We start from the raw sequence: 17,676 nt of genomic DNA on the forward strand, positions 1-17,676 counted from the left end.
CAAAGATATTCCGTGAGGGTCGCGATCACGGGGGCCAGTGGTGTGCTCGGCCGCGGCCTCGCCGCCCGGCTACTCAGCCAAGGCCACGATGTCGTGGGCATCGCGCGCCATCGGCCCGAAAGTTGGTCGAGCGCGGCCGAATTCGTGGCAGCGGATATCCGCGACGCGGGAGCGGTCAAGCGCGGCATCGCCGGTGCGGACGTCGTCGCGCATTGTGCCTGGGCAAGGAACAGCGAGCAGGTCAATATCGGTGGCACGCGCAACGTCCTGCAGGCGATGGCCGAGACGGGCACCGGGCGCATCGTTTTCGCGTCGTCGGCACACGTCTACGGCGGGGCAGACGGGCCGAAGGCCGAGTCCGATGCGCTATCCCCGGTACTCGAGGACGGCCGGCACAAGGCCCGCGTCGAACAGATGCTTGAGTCATCGGACCGGGAATGGGTCGCGATCCGTTCGGCGCCGATTCTCGGCCGCGGCGTCGACAACTGGGTGCGCCGGCTGCTGGCGCTGCCGGCTTTTCCCGGCGGGGGAGCCGATCGTCGCATGCAGGTGGTCCACCTCGACGATGCGCTTCGGCTCTTCGTCCGGGGGCTGCTGGGAACCGAAATCGGTAGCGGCCCTGTCAATCTCGCAGCCCATGAAGCGGTGAGCTTCCGTCAGGTCGCCGCGGCCGTGGGGCGCCCGATCGTGCGGTTCGGCTTTGGGCCGGCGGACCTGCAGCTGGTGCGGGGCGCCCCGCTGATGGATACCTCGCGACTGCGTGACAAGTGGGGCTTCGAGCCGACGTGGAGCGCCCAGGAATGCATCGACGATTTCGCGCCGGCGGTGCGTGGCCGAATCACCGTGGCCAACCGGGTGATCTCGCTGTCCTGGCGGCTGACCAATGTTGCCGAGTTACCCGCCGTCGACGCACCGTCCGAAGACGGGGTAAAGCCCAATCTGGCTGGCCCGGCGGGAGATAACGGGGAATTCGACACGCCGATCGACCCGCGTTTCCCGACCTTCTTGGCGACCAACCTGTCGGAGGCGCTGCCGGGCCCATTTTCGCCGTCGTCGGCCTCGGCGACCGTGCGCGGGCTGCGCGCCGGGGGAGTGACGATCGCGGAGCGGCTGCGGCCCGGCGGAATCGTGCAGCGGGAGATTGCCCTGCGAACCGTCGCGGTGTTCGCGCACCGGCTGTACGGGGCGATCACGTCGGCGCACTTCATGGCCGAAACCGTGCCGTTCGTCAAGCCGCCGACGGTCGTCAGGAACAGCGGATACTTCGGTCCCAGCATGGCCTCCCTGCCGATCTTCGGCGAAGAACGCCCGCCCACCGAAACCAGCGGCGCCCGAAGGAGATTGCGCACCGTCCGCAACATCGGCGTGTTCGGCGTCAACCTGGTCGGCCTGAGCGCCGGTTCGCCCCGCGACACCGCCGAGTACCTGGCCGATGTCGATCGCCTGGAACGACTGGTCGGTGACGACGTCACTCGGCTCGACGATCGTCGCCTGCTCAGCCTGATCCTGCTGGCGCGCGACGACGTGGTGCACGGCTGGGTGCTGTCGTCGGTGTCGTTCATGTTGTGTGCGGCTTTCAACGTGTTGTTGCGAGGCCTGAGCGGGCGCGACACGGCCCCGCAGGCGGGGCCGGAGCTGGTCAGCGCGCGGTCGGTGGAGGCGGTGCATCGGTTGGTGGTTGCCGCGCGGCGCGACCCGAACGTGGTGCGGCTGCTTGGCGAGCCGGGTGAGCGGCTCGGCAAGCTGGCCGCAGACGCGCCGGAGTTTCACGCGGCGGTGCTATCCGAGCTGGAGCTGATCGGCCATCGCGGCCCCGCGGAGCTGGAGATGCTGTCGACCAGCTACGCCGACATCCCCGAGCTGCTGGTCCGGATGGTGGCCAGGGCCATGACCGCCCCGCCCACGCCGCCGCCACCTCCTCCACGGATTCCGTTGCGCGCCAAGCCTATAGCGGCGCTAGCCGCACGCCAGATCCGCGACCGCGAAGTCCGCCGCGACAAGATGGTCCGTGCGAACTGGGTGCTGCGTTGTCTGCTTCGTGAGTACGGCCGCCGATCGGCCGAGGCCGGAATCTTCGACAACGCCGACGACGTGTTCTACCTCCTGGTGGACGAACTCGACGCGCTGCCGCCCGATGCGGCCGACGTGGTGGCGCGCCGCCGCGCCGAGCACCGCAAACTGGCCGGCGTCGTCCCCCCGACGGTGTTCAGTGGGAGCTGGCAGCCGTCCAACGCCTCGCCGCCCGGCCTGACCAGCGGGGACACGCTGCATGGGGTCGGCGTGTGCGGGGGACGGGTCCGCGGGCGGGTGCGGATCGTGCGGCCGGAGACCATCGACGACTTGCAACCGGGCGAGGTTCTCGTCGCCGAGGTCACCGATGTCGGTTACACCGCCGCGTTCTGCTACGCCGCCGCGGTGGTCACCGAACTCGGGGGGCCGATGTCACATGCCGCCGTGGTCGCGCGCGAGTTCGGCTTCCCGTGTGTGGTCGATGCCCAGGGCGCGACCAGGGCCTTGCCGTCGGGTGCGCTCGTCGAAGTCGACGGCGGCACCGGTGAGATTCGCGTGCTCGAACTCTGAGCTGGCCGACGAGAAAACGGTCAGCGGAAGCGGACGTTCAACGTCGCCATGCCGAAGATCTTCTGGCCACCGGACTTCGCGGCGACAATCACCACACCGGAACGGGTGGCCGGGTCCAGCGACTTGATCCGGCCGCTGAACTCGATGTCCGCGCCCTCGGCGGCCGACACGACCGCGGGCTGGGACAGCCGCACCGCGTAGCGGGTGACCGCACCGGGGTCGCCCGACCATGCGGACGCGAACCCGGAACCCAAACCCATGGTGAGCATTCCGTGGGCGATCACATCGGGCAGCCCGGCGAGCTTGGCGATGGACTCATCCCAGTGGATCGGATTGGCGTCGCCGGCCACGCCCGCATAGTTCACCAGGTCGCCGCGGGACAGTCGGGCGTGATGCGCCGGCAGCTCGTCACCGACCTGGACGTCCTCGAAGGACGGCGTCCCCGGCGTCCGGGTGGTGCTTCCCTGGGCGATTCGAACCTCGCCCTCGGGGCGCACCGTCTTCTGGTAATCCTCTTCACCGATCCCGAAGATGTCGACGTCGTGCATCATCATCTTCTGCACCGCCGTTTTGATCGCCGGATTGACGTCCTCGTTGGTGAGACCGACAACGGTGGTGTGAAGGGTGTGCACCCGCTCGCCGTCCGTGTCGGTGAAGGTGTTGGTGACCGTGATGAAATCTCGGCCGGCCGTCCTGCGCACCGACGACAGCTCGACGTCGACGTGCAGTTCGTCGCCGGCCACGATCGGCCGGTGCTGCTCGAAGACTTCTTCGGTCTGTAGGTAGGTGTCGTAACCGACGACCACCGATTCGAACATCCGGCGGTTGCAGGTCATGCCGGGGACCGACGTGAACGTTAGCGGTGCCACCAGGTCCGGGTAGCCCAAGTCAACCGCTGCGGTGACATCCCAGTGCGCAGGGTGGTAGTCCTGCACGGCACGGGCATATTCGCGGAGCTTCTCGCGCCCGACCACGTAGGTGCCGTCCATCCGGTAGTAGTGGCCGACCCGCGCTTCGATTGGTGACGTTTCTGCTGCCGCAGTCATAAATTTGCTCAACTTCTTCTATCGGTGTCCAAAGCACACTAACGTGCGGTCACCGTACGCGTGGACGCGCGGCTGTGATCACGGAATGTTGGTCGCCAGGAATGTCAACGGCAGGCCCAACACCGACAAGTCGATTTCGTCGAGAAAGGTGCCCTCGCCCTCGAAGTTCTGCCGGAATCGCGTTGCCGCGCCGTAGCGCTCGGCGACGTTTTCGGCCGCCGACGCTGCGGGGACCCGGATGACCACGCTGTACACGCCGTCGCCGTGGCTTTCCAGGAACTTGTTCACCGAAGCGGCCACCGACCCCGTCGATTCCGGTATCGGGCTGATCAGCTCGATACCGCGATTCCAGTCCAGGTGAATGTCCACGCCCAGTTCGGCCAGCTGGAAATTCTCGAAGACGAAACCGACGTCCGCGAAGAATTGTGCCGCTGTGGCATGCCGCTCGGGTGCCACGGCGAACACGATGTGATGGAGCAGAGGCGATTGATCGTCCGGCGTCATCGCACTTCCTTCAGTCGGGGATCACGGGTGCGCCGCTGCGTGCTGCCGGGCGAGCCTCTCGTTGTGGATCCTAACGAGTTCGCGGAACCCGAGCCGGTGGTACTTCGGTATCGGCTGGATGCCCCACACGTCCTGCGCGGTGGCCTTGCCCTCGGCGCCCTCCGGCGGCCCGAGCGGCGGGTACGGGTACTTACACTCCAAGGTGTCGTTGGAGTACCGAATCTTCAACAGCTCACTGCAGATTTCGGTCAGGCTGAGCGTGGGGTAGCCGTAGTAGACCGCCATGAACGGCAGCGTGAACGCGCCCTCGATCACCAGCGCCACCAGGCACACCAAAACGGCGCGTTTGATCCATTTGTGCATTCGCGCGTAGTACGGCGTCGTGCCCGGCTCGAGCTTCTCGGAATCTGGAGTCTTGTCCTTTTCCTCGGTTGCTGACGGTTCGGTCATCGCAATGCTCCTAAACCTAGTCGGTGAAGATTTCGCGGTTGACGGTGTGCAGATAGGGGATGGCCAGGAAGGGGGTGATGTAGAAGATGTCGTAGAGCCACCAGCCGACGACCGGGAACACGACGCCGGCGTACCGCACGTCGGCGTACATGGTCATGTTGAACACGTAGGCCGACCAGATCACCACGCCCATCCAGCAGGTGATGATCATCCACTGGTGGCCCCACCGTTTCATCTGCAAAAACCCGATCGCCGCGGCCACCCGCATGGAGAACACCGTCAGGATCAGCCCGGCCACGTAAGCCTTTTCGCCCGGCCCGGCGGCGCCGCCGACCCACAGTTCGTTGTAGTGCCAGAAGTAGCCGGCGTCGAACATGTTGCCCCACCCGACCATCAGCACCCGGTTGATCAACGTGTGGTTGGCGACCAGGTCCAGGGCCCAGCCCAGGCTGTTGAGCATTCCGTCGATCAGCACCAGATAGCCGATCAGTGTCACGATCATGGGCCGGACCGACAGGCCGGCGCGCAGGGCTTGGCGCTGCAGCCAGACCCCCCGCATGAAGATGGGGAACCCGATCAGCCCCGGGGCCCACATGCCCATCAGGGCCGCGCCGGCGATCATCCACTTGTCGGCGCGGCGCTGCGCTTGGCGGGATTCGTCGTGGTGATACTCCAGGCTGACCGAGCCGCCTGAAAGCCGGTTGAGCAGAGGAAGATTCACAGATCCCACCACCCGCGAGCGAACGACATGTAGAGCTGGATCCCGAACATCACCGCCAAGTATCCGTAGATCATTATTTGGAAGACGATGAGCGCCCTCTTGCGTTTCCGCTCCTTCAGATCCATGCCGATTGCTCCTTTCTAGGGCGAGGTAGCCAGGGTGGCCGCCGCCACTTCACGCAGACCGTCGGTGACCCCGCCGTCGGTGCTCAGCGGCGCGAGTATGCAGGCGTCGGCCGCATCCAATTCGGTTGCGCCGGCGGCGATCAACTGCGCGGCCGTGACCAACACCCGCGTCGACGGAGGCTCGAAGTGAAAGGCTTCGTCGGCGGTGCGGATCGCGAGAGCGCAATCGACTAGTCGCCGCGCCGTGGCGATCGGAATTCCGGATTCGGCGACGATCACCTCGGCCTCGCGGTCGGGCGGCAGATAACCCATCGCGAGGGTGACGAACCGCTGGCGGAACGACGGTTTGAGTTCCTTGAGCGAGCTGCGGTATGCGGGGTTGTAGGAGCACACCAGCATGAAGCCGTCGGGCGCCGCCACTACCTCGCCGGCGCGGTCGAGGAACAGCGAGCGCCGGTGATCGGTGAGCGAATGCAGGATCGCCAACGAGTCGTGGCGAGCTTCGACGACTTCGTCGAGGTAACAGATCGCGCCGGCCTTGACCGCCCGGGTCAGCGGGCCGTCGGTCCACACCACGTCGCCGCCGGTCACCATGAAGCGCCCGACGAGATCGGAGCTGGTGAGATCGTCGTGGCAGCTGATGGTGACGACGGGACGCCCCAACAGCAGGCCCATGTGCTCGACGAACCGGGTCTTGCCGCAGCCGGTCGGACCGGTGAGCATCACGGGCAGGCGCCGCTGGAATGCCCGCTCGAACAGCTCGACCTCGTTGCCGTTGGCGAAATAGGTATCGGTGGCGGCGTTCATGCGGCGACCAGTTCACGATGGACATGAGCCAGTACCCGCGGAAGCTCCTCGATGCGCCGAATCCGTTGGGACCGACGAGGACCGAACACCTCCGGGAGGGGATCGACTCTCGTCGGTCCGACGCCCACGTAGTACATCGACACCCCCGCGTCGCTGGCCTCGTCGACGGCGTGCGCGGCGTCCGCCCAGGCATAGCGGCCCTCGTACCCCTCGTCGGAGATCAGACCGTCGCCGATCACGATCAGCAGGCGCCGTTCGGAGGGCTGCGCCAGCAATCGGCTCGTCAGATGGCGAAGTGGCGCACCGAGTCTGGTGTATCCGCGGGTGGACAGGCCCAGCCCGCTCGGCGGCACGAACCGGCGGTCGTGGAAGTCCTTCAGGCGGCGCACTTCGACTCGATGACGGGTGTTGCCCGTGAACACAAAGACGCCATGACGCTCGCGCGCCAGCGTCATCGCCCGCGAAAGCGCATCGGCACAGGCCAATTCCAGCCGGAAGATTCGCCCGCCGTGCACTCCGAGCGATGAACTGCCGTCGAGCAGCAATGCCGTGGTGACGTCGCGTCCGCTGGGCAGCAGGTCGCGGAATATCCTCGGCTCCTTGGCCTCGCCGGTCGTGAGATCGACGTAGTGGCTGACGTATTGGTCGACATCGAGGTCGGAGCCGTCTTCGAGGCGGTTCGTCATCGCGCGGTGGGTGTGCTCTTCGAACCACTTGCGGACGTCGACTGTCACGGGTGCCGGCCCGCGGACGCTGCGGGTGTCCGCGGTCTCGACGACGGCGACGTGGTCGCGCAGGAATCGCTGCGTCCACGCGTTCCATTCGGGGTAGGGAATTCCGGGCCGGTGTTGCGGGGTGAGGTCGAGATCGTTGTCTTGCGGCCGGCTCGGCGGCGGCAGGTTGGGGTTGCGGACGCCCCCGTCGCCGCCCACGGGCACCGAATAGGGCCGCGGAACCCGTTGCTGCGTTGTCGTCCAGGGCATCCTGCCGAAACTGCGTCGCAACTTGTCGGTCCATCCCCGTGGCATGGTGTAGGCCAGCGGCAAGTCGCCCAGCAGCGGATGGACCGTCAAATCCCTATCCGTGGCCGCCAGCGCGATCGCGCGGTTGAGCATCTCCTCGGCGTTCATGTCGCCATTGGCGGAGATGACTTCCGGCAGTACCCGGCGCAGCTCGGGTAGCAGGCCGGGCCACCGCGAGGCTATCCAGCCGACGGCGACGCCCGCTTCGACGAGCGTGAGCGCCCGCAGTTCGCGTGCGGACAGCTCGTTCAGCCGGTATTCGGTGATGCGTTCCTTGGATGGCGAACATTGCAGCGCCACACCGCATGTGAGGGTCCTGCGCGTCCAATCGTCTATGGCGGGGTAGGGGACATGGACGAAGGTCAGCCCAGCGTTCAAACCGAAGCGGCGCCGCTCACCCGTGACGAGCCGGGCGCCGTCGCGGCGCCGGTCACTCAACGCCACTGCCGTCACGGCGCAACGTCGTTCGAGCGCCATCGCATGGAGGTCGGAGCCTTCAGCCATCGCGGTAGCCGCTCAAAACGTGCCGATGTTGGAGAACAGCCAATACCAAAACCAGATGATCAGTCCGGTGCCGCCCCAAGCGGCGACGTAGCGAAGGATCTCCCAGAGATAGCCCACGATCCCGACCTCCTGATCATCGAATTCATCTGTGGTTGCCGCGTCTCAGTCGGCGAAGAGTTCACGGTTGACGGTGTGCAGATACGGGATGGCGAGGAAGGGGGTGATGTAGAAGATGTCGTAGAGCCACCACCCGATGACCGGCAGCACGACACCGGCGAAGCGCACGTCGGCGAACATCGTCATGTTGAAGACATATCCGATCCAGATCGCCACCCCCATCCAGCAGGTGACGATCATCCACTGGTGGCCCCAGCGCTTCATCTGCAGGAAGCCGATGGCCGCGGCGATGCGCATCGTGAAGACGGTCAGGATCAGCCCGACCTCCCAGGCTTTTTCGCCGGGGCCCGCCGCGCCGCCGATCCACAACTCGTTGTAGTGCCAGAAGTAGCCGGCATCGAACATGTTGCCCCAGCCGTTCAGCAGGACGCGGGCGAGCAGGGTGTGGTTCGCCACCAGGTCGAGCGCCCACCCCACGGTGTTGATGGCCGCGTCGATGATGACCAGGTAGCCGAGCAGGGTGACCAGCATCGGCCGAACCGAGAGCCCATCCCTTTGCGCCCGGCGCAGCAACCGGACACCCCAGAGAAACAGCGGCAGCCCGAAGATGCCCAAGGCCGCCGTGCCGATCAGGAGGCTGCCGGAGATGAGCCATTTGTCGGCCTGGCGCTGTGCGAGCTGCGATTGCTCGGCGTGCTCGTCGAACCCCAGCCCCGGTAGGGCAGAGCCGCGCTGATGCAGCTTCGGCACGTTCACGAGCCCTCCCCGTCGTCGATGCCGATTGAGCAGGTGCGTGCACTATAACAGGCTGACTTTAGTCAACAAAAGAGCTAGCTCCAATGGGGTTGTCAGCCGAGCATGACCGGCATTTCGTGCTTTTCGGAGGGTCTAGTTACTGATGTTAGTCAAGTCTGGTGCGGTGCCGGCGGTCTGCGACGCCCACCGGGATTCCCCACCCACTAGGAACTCGGGCTGGTGCCGTTGCGCGGTGTGGTCCGCTCGTAGCGTCTCCCCTCGGCGAGGGTCACGGCTGCAAGCTTCGCAACGTCCTCGCGACGTAGTCTTCCAGCAGATCGTGGCCCGTCGGCCAGTGGTTCGTGGTGATCAAGAGAGAGTAGAGACCCAGCAGGAAGAACACCGCGCTGTTCATCGGAATGACTCGCGGATCCGCCTCGCCACGTTGCTGAGCGTTCGCGATTTCCTGGGCGACCAGAACGACCAACGGGTGATCCCTGCCGTCTTCGGTAGGCGGGCGGGTTTGGGAGAAGTGCAGCGCAAGAAAGTCATTGAAGAGCAGATAGCCCAGTCGACGCTCCAGTCCGACCACCACGCGGACGGCCTCGTTCAGCGCGGACGCGAGGTCGTGCTTGGACTTCAGGAATTGCGCGAACTGCTTGGCGATGCGGTCCTCTTCCCGGCGCTCCAGCTCCAGCAGGACATGCTCCTTGGTCGGGAAGTGGAAGAAGAAGGTCCCGTGGGCCACTCCCGCCGCGGCCACGATGGCGCCGACGTCGGCCTCGGCCATCCCGCCGCGGGCGAACTCCGCGATCGCGGCGCCCATCAAGCGCTCCCTCGTCTGCAGGCGCTTCGCCTCTCGTGCAGAGGGCCTGTCCGTCACCGCCATTTCATGCCTCACAGTTGACCCGACTCATCCGTAAGTTCCTAGCGGAACCAACCCATTATGACCCGCGCGCGCCAGAAATGCTTGTAAAGCTTGAGCATTGTCGAGCCAGACCTACCGATACAAACCCGGCAGCGCGCAAATTTATTGACTTTAGTCAAGCAACCTTCCTAGAGTTATCGCCGCACCCGTCGCGGCCGAAGGAGCCCAACATGGCATTGGAGCAGTTCCGGCTCGATGGGCAGGTCGCGATCGTCACGGGCGCCGGGCGTGGTGTCGGGGCAGGAATCGCACGGGTTTTGGCCGAGGCCGGCGCGACGGTGGTGGGCACCGCCCGCACCGAGTCTGAAATTGTTCGGTCGATTGCGAACATCGAGGAGGCTGGCGGCAAGGGGCTGGCGCTCGTTGCGGATGCGATAAGCCGTTCTGACGGTGAGCGTGTCGTGAACACCGCAATGGAGCGCTTCGGGCGCATCGACATCCTCGTCAACAATGTCGGTGGCTCGACCTATGCGCGGTTTCTGGACATCACGGACGAAGACTTCCGGCACACCTTCGACTGGTGCGTGACCTCCGCATTCATCATGAGTCAGCTCGTGGCCCCGCACATGCTCAGCGCCGGACACGGTTCCATCGTCAACATCTCGTCGGGTTCGGCACGGTTCGGGATTCGGGCGTTGACCGCGTATTGCGTCGCGAAGGGCGGCCTCGAAGCGCTCACCCGCGCCATGGCGCAGGAACTCGCGCCGAAGATTCGCGTCAACGCAATCGCGCTCGGTTCGTTCGCCACGGACGGTCTGCAGAGCAGCCTGGACTTGATGCCCGGGTCGCTGGAGAAGATGCAAGACGCCACGCCGCTGCATCGGCTGGGCGATGTCGAGGACCTCGGGCGCCTCACGGTGTATCTGTGCACGCGCGATTGTTACGCGACCAACGCGACCTTCCATGTCGACGGCGGCATCGAGTCGAACAATTCGCCGCTGCCGATACCGGACTACTGACCCTGCTTGACAACGGATCTGAACGAGGCACCATCAGTCATCACCACCGTTGGAAGGGCCAGGGCAACAATGCGCAGAGTGATCCAGTTCTCCACCGGCAACGTCGGCCGGCATTCGCTGCGGGCCATCATCGGCAGACCGGATCTGGAATTGGTCGGCGTGCATGCCGCCAGCCCCGAGAAGGTCGGTCGGGATGCGGCGGAGCTATGCGGACTGGATCGACCGACGGGCATCGTCGCCACCGACGACGTCGATGCCCTGGTAGGCCTCGGCGCCGACTGCGTGGTTTACACATCGCAAGGTGAGACCCGGCCGATGGAGGCCATCGAACAGATGGCGAAATTCCTTGCGGCGGGAACCAACGTCGTCGGTACGTCGATGGTGTGGCTTGTTGCGCCCCACCACGCCGACGACTGGTTGCGGGTGCCCCTGGAGCGCGCCTGCGCGGAAGGCAACTCGTCGTTGTATGTCAACGGCATCGACCCCGGCTTCTCGGGTGACACACTGGTGCACTCCGCGGTCAGCCTGACCACCCGAGTCTCGTCGATCACCGTGCAGGAGATCTTCGACTACGGAAACTACGATGACGCCGAGTTCACCGGTGCCGCAATGGGTTTCGGAAGCGCCCCGGACGACGAGTCGCCGATGATGTTCCTGCCCGGGGTGATCGTGTCGATGTGGGGTGGTCAGGTACGCAGCCTGGCGGACAATCTCGACATCAAACTCGACGACGTGCGCCAGCGCTGCGAACCTTGGTATACGCCCGAGCGCATCGACTGCACGATGATGACGGTCGAGCCCGGCCAGATGGCCGCGGTTCGGTTCGCGACCGAGGGCGTGCGCGACGGGCAACCGGTGATCACCCTCGAGCACGTGACAAGGCTTACCGCGGCCGCGGCGCCCGACTGGGAATTCCCCCCGGAGGGCCACACCGGTGTGCACCGGGTCGTCGTGGAGGGTGAACCGCGGGTGGAGATAAACACTCACGTTTCCCATCCGTTCCTTGATTCCACTGAAGCGGGCTGCATTTCAACGGCGGGCCGGGCGGTCAACGCGATCGACTGGGTATGTCGCGCGCCCCAAGGCCTGGTCGCCGTGGAGGACATCCCGCTATCCGCGACAATGCGCGGCGTGATGTGGAACGAGCGCTAGGCGCATGGCGGAATCGATGCGGGGCCGCGTCGCCGGGAAACGCATCCTGATCACCGGGGCGGCCCGCGGCTTGGGGCGCAGCCATGCACTGCGGCTCGCCGATGAGGGCGCCGACCTCATCCTGATGGATATCTGCCAGTCCCTGCCGCAGATCGAGTACCCCTTGGCCGGCAAGGAGGATCTGGACCAAACGGCACGGATGGTCAGCGAAATCGGCTGTCGCTGTGTGAGTTACGTCGTCGACGTCCGCGACGAGCAACGGCTGCGCGCGGCTGTCGACGACGGGGTTCGCGAACTGGGAGGACTGGACGGCGCGGTGGCCAACGCCGGCGTGCTCACCGTCGCGTCATGGGACAGGACCACTGCCGATCAGTGGCGCACGGTCGTCGACGTGAACCTCGTCGGGGTGTGGAACACCTGCGCGGCGGCAATACCGCACCTGCTCGAACAAGGGGGAGGCAGCCTGGTCAACGTCAGCTCCGCCGGCGCCGTCAAGGGCTTTCCGCTGCAGGCGCCCTACACGGCGGCGAAGTACGGCGTCGTGGGCCTGACACTCGCGTTGGCCAACGAACTGGCCGCGCAGAACGTTCGTGTCAACACCGTGCTTCCGACCGGCGTCCCCACCGGCATGGTTCCGCCGTCGTTCGGACCTCTGCTGGGCGAGCAGCGGTCCGACCTGATCCCCATCTTCGTCAACGCGATGCCCACCCCGGCCGTCGAGCCCGCCGACGTCAGCAACGCAGTGCTGTTCCTGCTATCGGACGAGGCGAGATACGTGACGGGGCTGCAGTTCAAGGTCGACGCCGGGGTGACCATCAACTAGGTCGCTCACAAGTGCCAGCTGCTGGGCTCCGAGACGCGCCAGGGGGCGGCGGCGGGCAGCGGCTTTGCCTCGCTGATCGATATCGCGTCGAGGATCAGCGCAACGTAGCGCCGCCAGCCATCGCTGCGCGGATCCATCGTCGGCAGCACCGAATAGAGCATCGCGATCAGGCGCGGCAGGTCGTCGGCGACCAAGTCGGCGCGCACCAGCCCGGCCCCCTGGCCGCGCCGAACAAGTTCGTGCAGGGTCTGGTTCAGCGAGTCGGAGATGTCGGCGGTCAGCGACCCGGCCCGGTGCACGGCGGTCAGCAGGTGGCGTTCGCGAGCGCCGAGTCCTATTGCGGCTTCGATCAATTCGTTCAGGCCACGCAGCGGGTCGTCCGCGCGTCGGGCATGCTCGATCGCCGGCATCAGATCCTCGGCGATGCTCTGATCCAGGGCCGCCCGGACCAGGTCGGCCTTGGCCGGGAACCTGCGGTAGAGCGTCCGCTCGCCGACTCCCGCGCGACGGGCGACCGCTTCGATGGGCGCATCCGGTCCGAGCTCGCCGTATACGGTCCGCGCGGCGCGCAGTATGCGCTCGGCGTTGCGGGCGGCGTCCGCTCGCAGCGGCCGGTCCTCGATGGCGGTCACCAAGACAGCTTAACTGACAGTTGACTGCCAATTGCCGGAGTTCTACGCTCATACAATTGACAGCTATCTGCCACTTAATGGGAAGCGCCGGTGACGCCAACAACTTCCGCTTCGTGCTCCGATACCGAACTCCCGGTGCTTCCGGTCCCGCGGGCGGCGCACTGCCCGCTCAAGCCGCCCGCCGAATTCGAGAGCTGGCGGGAGGAGCCGGGGTTACGCCGGGCGATGTACCACGGACAACCGGCCTGGGTGGTGAGCCGCTACGCGGACATCAGGGCGGCGCTGGTGGATCCGCGCCTGTCCGCGAAGACCATTCCGGACGCGATCATGCCGACCGACGCCGACAACAACATCCCCGTGATGTTCGCGCGGACAGACGATCCCGAGCACCAGCGGCTGCGGCGCATGATGACCAGCAACTTCACCTTCAGGCGTTGCGAAGCGATGCGCCCGCAGATCCAGGAAATAGTCGATCACTATCTCGGCGAGATGATCGGCAACGGGCCGCCGGCCGACCTGGTGCGCAGCTTTGGTCTGCCGGTGCCGTCCCTGGTGATCGCGCTGCTGCTGGGGGTGCCACCCGAAGATCTCGGGCTCTTCCAGCGGCACACCACAACCGGGTTGGACCAGAAGTCCTCCGACGCGGAGAAGGCGCAGGCCTTCGGGGCGATGTACGCCTACATCGAGGAGTTGGTGGGGCGCAAGGCGCGCGAACCAGGCCACGACCTGATCAGCCGGCTCGTCACCGAATACGTGGCCACCGGTCAGCTCGACTATGCGACCGCCGCCATGAACAGCGTGATCATGATGCAGGCGGGCCATGAAACCACCGCCAACATGATTTCGCTGGGAACCGTTGCGCTGCTGCAACATCCCGATGTCTACGCCAGGCTCGGTCAAACCGACGACCCCGCCCGCGTCGCCAGCATCGTCGAGGAGCTGATGCGTTACCTCACCATCGTGCACAGCCAGGTCGATCGCGTGGCGACCGAAGACCTCACGATCGGTGGGCAGCTGGTCCGCGCCGGGGAATACGTGGTGATGAACCTGCCCGCCGGAAACTGGGATGCCGCCTTCGTAGACAATCCGGAAACCTTTGATGTCGATCGAAACACCCGCAGACACTTGGGTTTTGGCTATGGTGTGCACCAATGCATCGGCGCGAATCTCGCGCGCGCCGAAATGCAGGTCGCGTTCGCGACGCTGGCACGGCGGCTCCCAGGGTTGAAATTGGCGGTGCCCCCGGATGAACTCAGATTCAAGGACGCCGACATCTACGGCATGAAAGAGTTGCCGGTCACTTGGTGACCAACCCGCTGCAATTCGACGACCGGGTCGCCGTGATCACCGGCGCCGGCGGCGGACTGGGCAAGGAGTACGCCCTGCTGCTTGCGTCGCGCGGCGCGTGCATCGTGGTCAACGACACAGGTGGCTCGGTGGCGGGCGACGGTTCGGATGGCGGGGCGGCCGACGCGGTCGCGGAAGAGATCCGCAAAGCCGGCGGCCAGGCCGTCCCCGACACCCACAGCGTGACGACTCCAGAGGGCGGAAAGGCGATCGTGGACACCGCCATTCGCGCTTGGGGCCGGGTGGACATCGTGATCAACAACGCCGGGATCGTGCGCGACGCGCCGTTCGAAGACATGACCGCCGACCTACTCGAGCCCCTGCTGGACGTGCACCTGCGGGGCGCGTTTCACGTGACGAGGCCAGCCTGGAAAGTCATGCGCGAGCAACGGCACGGCAGGGTGGTCAACACCTGCTCGGCCGCCGGAATCCTTGGGGCCGAACGCATGAGCAACTACGGCGCGGGCAAGACGGGCCTGATCGGCCTCACCCGCGTCCTGGCCGCCGAGGGAGCCGATCACGACATCAAGGTGAACGCCGTCGCCCCGATCGCCTACACCCGGATGTTGGCACACTCCGTCGACGGCGCCGACTTTCAGGATGACGCGTCGGCGCAAGCGGTACTGGACGACCTGGTGGGCCAGTACCTTCGGAAGCTCGACCCGGCGCTGGTGGCTCCCGTGGTGGCCTTCCTGGCCCACCAGGATTGCCCGGTTTCCGGGGAGATCTACACCGTCGGCGCCGGACACGTCGCACGCTTCTTCATCGGCAGGACAACGGGTTTCTACAGTCCAGCACTGTCCATCGAGGATGTGCGCGATCACCTCGGCGAGATCCGCGACGAGACCGGTTACACCGTGCCTGCCGGTCCGGCCGACGAAATGAGCCAGCTCTTCGCGACGATCACCTAGCGCGCCCGACGCGCGGCTCAGCAGCTGAACGCGACGCCGACGCCGTCGGGCGCCGGCACCGAGCGCAGGCAACCGAAGGGCTGGACACCGGCGGCGGCGAACCGTACCGCCGACTGGTGGGCGTAGTTCACGCAGAACAGCCCCGTATCGTCGGCGCGACAGCGATTGTCGTCGTACGACAGCGAGTCCCCGTTCGCCAACTCGGGTCCATTGCCGTTGACGAACGGACCGGGGTCGGCACGGGCCGACCCGATCTGCAGTTTCGTGCCATCGAAGTCGACCCAGCCGCCCTTCCATTCGCCGTATGCGGTCTCGGGCCGGGGCGGGGGATTGGCAAGGGCGACCAGACAGGCCAGCGCGTTGCCGGTGTGCTTGGAGTCCGTCATGCACACGACTTTGCCGGCCGCGGCGGTGAAGGCGATGTCGTTACCCAACGGTGTGGCGACCCCGTCGCGCGTCACGGTGTGATAGCGGCCGGGATCGGCGGGACGACCGGCCTCGATCCACGCGATGACGTCCGGCATCGCCGCCCCGGCGGCGGGCGCCGCCGACGGCGCGGGAGGTTTGCTCGACGAGGGCGTGGCGGCCGTCGGCGAGAAGCCCGATACCGCCGTGGTGTTGGGGGTCTGCGTCTGCCCCGAGTGGCTGCTGCCGGCGTGGGAGCAGCCAGCGATCAGCAACGACAGGGCGATCAGCGCGGTGAACCGCATTCCGTCAGGCTAGCCGCCACGCACCGGATTTAGGCGCTCCGCCCGCCCTACGTACGTAGTGTCGGCTACCGTCGGGTTATGCATCAGCGCAGCATCCGCGCACGCACCGCCGCCGGCATCGTTGAAGGCTTCACCCGCGACGGCGTGCACCGCTGGCGATCCATCCCGTACGCCCGCCCCCCGGTGGGCAGGCTGCGCTTTCGGGCGCCGCAGCCGGCCCAGCCCTGGTCGGGTGTGCGGCATTGTCATGGCTTCGCCAACTGCGCGCCCCAGCAGCGGCGCTACACGATGCTGGGCGTCGGCAAGTACCAACCCATGAGCGAGGACTGCCTCACCCTCAACGTCGTCGCACCCGAATCCGGCCCCGAATCCGGCGAGCCGCTGCCGGTGATGGTCTTCATTCATGGCGGCGGGTACATCCTCGGCAGCTCGGCGACCCCGCTGTACGACGGTGCCGCGCTGGCTCGACGCGGTTGCGTCTACGTTTCGGTGAACTACCGGCTGGGCGCGCTGGGCTGTCTGGATCTGTCGTCGCTGTCGACACCGGATATCACCATCGACAGCAACCTGTATCTGCGCGATCTGGTGCTGGCCCTGCAATGGGTCCACGACAACATCGCGGCGTTCGGCGGCGACTCGGGCAATGTCACCATCTTCGGTGAAAGCGCGGGCGCGTGCATCACCGCCACGCTGTTGGCGGTGCCCGCCGCCGAAGGCCTGTTCGCCCGGGCGATTTCAGAGAGCCCGGCGTCGGGCCTGGTGCGGTCGAAAGAGATTGCCGACGAGTTCGCCAGCCGGTTCGCCAACCTCCTCGGGACCCGTACCCAGGACGCCGCCAACGCGCTGATGCAGGCCTCCGCGGCCCAATTGGTCGACACACAGGACCGCCTGATCGACCAGGGCATGCAAAAACGGCTGGGAGCCTTCCCAATTGGTCCGGTCATCGGCGACGACTGCCTGCCCATCGATCCGGTCGAGGCGATGCGCACCGGCCGGGCCCACCGAGTCCCGCTGATTGTCGGGACCAATGCCGAAGAGGGTCGGTTGTTCACCCGCTTCCTTCGGATGCTGCCGACGAACGAATCGATGATCGAAGAGCTATTGGCCGACACCGAACCGGCTGCCCGCGAACGCATTACCGCCGCCTACCCGGACTACCCGTCGCCCTCGGCATGCGTGCAGCTCGGCGGCGACTTCGCGTTCAGCTCGGCGGCCTGGCAGATCGCCGAGGCCCACGGCGGCCACGCGCCCACCTATCTGTACCGATACGACTACGCCCCCCGGACCTTGCGATGGTCGGGCTTGGGAGCCACCCACGCCACCGAATTGCTGGCCGTCTTCGACTTCTATCGCACCAGGTTCGGCGCGTTGCTGACCGCCGCGGCCGATCAGCGCGCCGCGCTGCGAGTCAGCAACCAGGTGCAGCGTCGTTGGCACAGCTTCAGCCGCACCGGGGTCCCCGGCGACGACTGGCCCGCCTACACCTCCGAGGACCGTGCCGTCATGGTCTTCGACCGCAAGAGCCGCATCGAGTTCGACCCGCACCCGCAGCGCCGGATGGCATGGGACGGCTTCTCTTTGGCGCAGTGACCTGGCACGCTGA

18 protein-coding genes are annotated in these 17,676 nt (G+C 66.2%); 7 read left to right on the plus strand and 11 right to left on the minus strand.

The window, feature by feature from the left end:
* Positions 1–12 precede the first annotated feature (12 nt).
* Positions 13–2,580, plus strand: coding sequence for a sugar epimerase family protein (locus ACQI5H_RS08290; protein ID WP_427078920.1), 2,568 nt, complete (start codon positions 13–15; stop codon positions 2,578–2,580).
* A 20-nt stretch (positions 2,581–2,600) separates the two neighbouring features.
* On the opposite strand, the gene ACQI5H_RS08295 is transcribed toward ACQI5H_RS08290, so the two are convergent.
* From ACQI5H_RS08295 to ACQI5H_RS08335, 9 genes are all read right to left on the minus strand, one after another.
* Positions 2,601–3,626, minus strand: coding sequence for a fused (3R)-hydroxyacyl-ACP dehydratase subunits HadA/HadB (locus ACQI5H_RS08295; protein ID WP_427078921.1), 1,026 nt, complete (start codon positions 3,624–3,626; stop codon positions 2,601–2,603).
* A 78-nt stretch (positions 3,627–3,704) separates the two neighbouring features.
* Positions 3,705–4,130: a hypothetical protein gene (locus tag ACQI5H_RS08300; protein ID WP_427078922.1), complete on the minus strand. Its 426-nt coding sequence runs from the start codon at positions 4,128–4,130 to the stop codon at positions 3,705–3,707.
* 21 nt (positions 4,131–4,151) lie between these two features.
* Positions 4,152–4,580: a hypothetical protein gene (locus ACQI5H_RS08305; RefSeq protein ID WP_427078923.1), complete on the minus strand. Its 429-nt coding sequence runs from the start codon at positions 4,578–4,580 to the stop codon at positions 4,152–4,154.
* Positions 4,581–4,596: 16 nt separating this feature from the next.
* Positions 4,597–5,301, minus strand: a complete 705-nt coding sequence (locus ACQI5H_RS08310; protein ID WP_427078924.1) for a hypothetical protein — start codon at positions 5,299–5,301, stop codon at positions 4,597–4,599.
* On the minus strand, positions 5,298–5,426 hold the full coding sequence (locus ACQI5H_RS08315; protein WP_255376723.1) for a hypothetical protein: 129 nt from the start codon (positions 5,424–5,426) through the stop codon (positions 5,298–5,300). The genes ACQI5H_RS08310 and ACQI5H_RS08315 overlap by 4 nt, the downstream gene beginning before the upstream one ends.
* A 15-nt stretch (positions 5,427–5,441) precedes the next feature.
* Complete coding sequence (locus tag ACQI5H_RS08320) at positions 5,442–6,233, minus strand: CbbQ/NirQ/NorQ/GpvN family protein (protein WP_427078925.1); 792 nt, start codon at positions 6,231–6,233, stop codon at positions 5,442–5,444.
* Positions 6,230–7,759, minus strand: coding sequence for a nitric oxide reductase activation protein NorD (locus ACQI5H_RS08325; protein WP_427078926.1), 1,530 nt, complete (start codon positions 7,757–7,759; stop codon positions 6,230–6,232). The genes ACQI5H_RS08320 and ACQI5H_RS08325 overlap by 4 nt, the downstream gene beginning before the upstream one ends.
* A gap of 162 nt (positions 7,760–7,921) precedes the next feature.
* Positions 7,922–8,632 carry a hypothetical protein gene (locus ACQI5H_RS08330; RefSeq protein WP_427078927.1) on the minus strand — a complete coding sequence of 237 codons (711 nt, stop codon included), beginning with the start codon at positions 8,630–8,632 and terminating at the stop codon, positions 7,922–7,924.
* Between the two features lie 268 nt (positions 8,633–8,900).
* A complete protein-coding gene (locus ACQI5H_RS08335) occupies positions 8,901–9,500 on the minus strand; it encodes a TetR/AcrR family transcriptional regulator (RefSeq protein WP_427078928.1) in 600 nt (199 codons plus the stop codon).
* A 209-nt stretch (positions 9,501–9,709) separates the two neighbouring features.
* On the opposite strand from ACQI5H_RS08335, the gene ACQI5H_RS08340 reads away from it, so the two are divergent.
* From ACQI5H_RS08340 to ACQI5H_RS08350, 3 genes are all read left to right on the plus strand, one after another.
* A complete protein-coding gene (locus ACQI5H_RS08340) occupies positions 9,710–10,498 on the plus strand; it encodes an SDR family NAD(P)-dependent oxidoreductase (protein WP_427079112.1) in 789 nt (262 codons plus the stop codon).
* 69 nt (positions 10,499–10,567) lie between these two features.
* A complete protein-coding gene (locus ACQI5H_RS08345; protein WP_427078929.1) occupies positions 10,568–11,650 on the plus strand; it encodes a dihydrodipicolinate reductase in 1,083 nt (360 codons plus the stop codon).
* 16 nt (positions 11,651–11,666) lie between these two features.
* Positions 11,667–12,473 (plus strand): mycofactocin-coupled SDR family oxidoreductase, encoded by an 807-nt coding sequence (locus ACQI5H_RS08350; protein WP_427079113.1) that lies wholly within the window; start codon positions 11,667–11,669, stop codon positions 12,471–12,473.
* A 5-nt stretch (positions 12,474–12,478) separates the two neighbouring features.
* On the opposite strand, the gene ACQI5H_RS08355 is transcribed toward ACQI5H_RS08350, so the two are convergent.
* A complete protein-coding gene (locus ACQI5H_RS08355) occupies positions 12,479–13,105 on the minus strand; it encodes a TetR/AcrR family transcriptional regulator (RefSeq protein ID WP_427078930.1) in 627 nt (208 codons plus the stop codon).
* A gap of 90 nt (positions 13,106–13,195) precedes the next feature.
* On the opposite strand from ACQI5H_RS08355, the gene ACQI5H_RS08360 reads away from it, so the two are divergent.
* Together ACQI5H_RS08360 and ACQI5H_RS08365 are read left to right on the plus strand one after the other, a co-directional pair.
* Positions 13,196–14,413: a cytochrome P450 gene (locus tag ACQI5H_RS08360; RefSeq protein WP_427078931.1), complete on the plus strand. Its 1,218-nt coding sequence runs from the start codon at positions 13,196–13,198 to the stop codon at positions 14,411–14,413.
* On the plus strand, positions 14,410–15,363 hold the full coding sequence (locus tag ACQI5H_RS08365; RefSeq protein ID WP_427078932.1) for an SDR family NAD(P)-dependent oxidoreductase: 954 nt from the start codon (positions 14,410–14,412) through the stop codon (positions 15,361–15,363). Before ACQI5H_RS08360 ends, ACQI5H_RS08365 begins: the two co-directional genes overlap by 4 nt.
* Positions 15,364–15,380: 17 nt before the next feature.
* Here ACQI5H_RS08365 and ACQI5H_RS08370 read toward each other — a convergent pair whose 3' ends face one another.
* Positions 15,381–16,073, minus strand: coding sequence for a hypothetical protein (locus ACQI5H_RS08370; RefSeq protein WP_427078933.1), 693 nt, complete (start codon positions 16,071–16,073; stop codon positions 15,381–15,383).
* 78 nt (positions 16,074–16,151) lie between these two features.
* Here ACQI5H_RS08370 and ACQI5H_RS08375 point away from each other — a divergent pair, with 78 nt between their 5' ends.
* Entirely contained in the window at positions 16,152–17,663 is a 1,512-nt protein-coding gene (locus ACQI5H_RS08375) for a carboxylesterase/lipase family protein (protein WP_427078934.1), read from the plus strand.
* The last annotated feature ends 13 nt before the right edge of the window (positions 17,664–17,676 follow it).

This window comes from Mycobacterium heidelbergense, from assembly GCF_050205645.1.
Classification (GTDB): Bacteria; Actinomycetota; Actinomycetes; order Mycobacteriales; family Mycobacteriaceae; genus Mycobacterium; species Mycobacterium heidelbergense_A.

What these genes read in the sequence shown, in the direction of transcription:
- ACQI5H_RS08335 (WP_427078928.1), bottom strand. Translation starts at nt 9,500, where the DNA reads ATGGCGGTGACGGACAGGCCCTCTGCACGAGAGGCGAAGCGCCTGCAG.
- ACQI5H_RS08315 (WP_255376723.1), bottom strand. Translation starts at nt 5,426, where the DNA reads ATGGATCTGAAGGAGCGGAAACGCAAGAGGGCGCTCATCGTCTTCCAA.
- ACQI5H_RS08320 (WP_427078925.1), bottom strand. Translation starts at nt 6,233, where the DNA reads ATGAACGCCGCCACCGATACCTATTTCGCCAACGGCAACGAGGTCGAG.
- ACQI5H_RS08340 (WP_427079112.1), top strand. Translation starts at nt 9,710, where the DNA reads ATGGCATTGGAGCAGTTCCGGCTCGATGGGCAGGTCGCGATCGTCACG.
- ACQI5H_RS08350 (WP_427079113.1), top strand. Translation starts at nt 11,667, where the DNA reads ATGCGGGGCCGCGTCGCCGGGAAACGCATCCTGATCACCGGGGCGGCC.
- ACQI5H_RS08345 (WP_427078929.1), top strand. Translation starts at nt 10,568, where the DNA reads ATGCGCAGAGTGATCCAGTTCTCCACCGGCAACGTCGGCCGGCATTCG.
- ACQI5H_RS08300 (WP_427078922.1), bottom strand. Translation starts at nt 4,130, where the DNA reads ATGACGCCGGACGATCAATCGCCTCTGCTCCATCACATCGTGTTCGCC.
- ACQI5H_RS08325 (WP_427078926.1), bottom strand. Translation starts at nt 7,759, where the DNA reads ATGGCTGAAGGCTCCGACCTCCATGCGATGGCGCTCGAACGACGTTGC.
- ACQI5H_RS08295 (WP_427078921.1), bottom strand. Translation starts at nt 3,626, where the DNA reads ATGACTGCGGCAGCAGAAACGTCACCAATCGAAGCGCGGGTCGGCCAC.
- ACQI5H_RS08375 (WP_427078934.1), top strand. Translation starts at nt 16,152, where the DNA reads ATGCATCAGCGCAGCATCCGCGCACGCACCGCCGCCGGCATCGTTGAA.
- ACQI5H_RS08305 (WP_427078923.1), bottom strand. Translation starts at nt 4,580, where the DNA reads ATGACCGAACCGTCAGCAACCGAGGAAAAGGACAAGACTCCAGATTCC.
- ACQI5H_RS08370 (WP_427078933.1), bottom strand. Translation starts at nt 16,073, where the DNA reads ATGCGGTTCACCGCGCTGATCGCCCTGTCGTTGCTGATCGCTGGCTGC.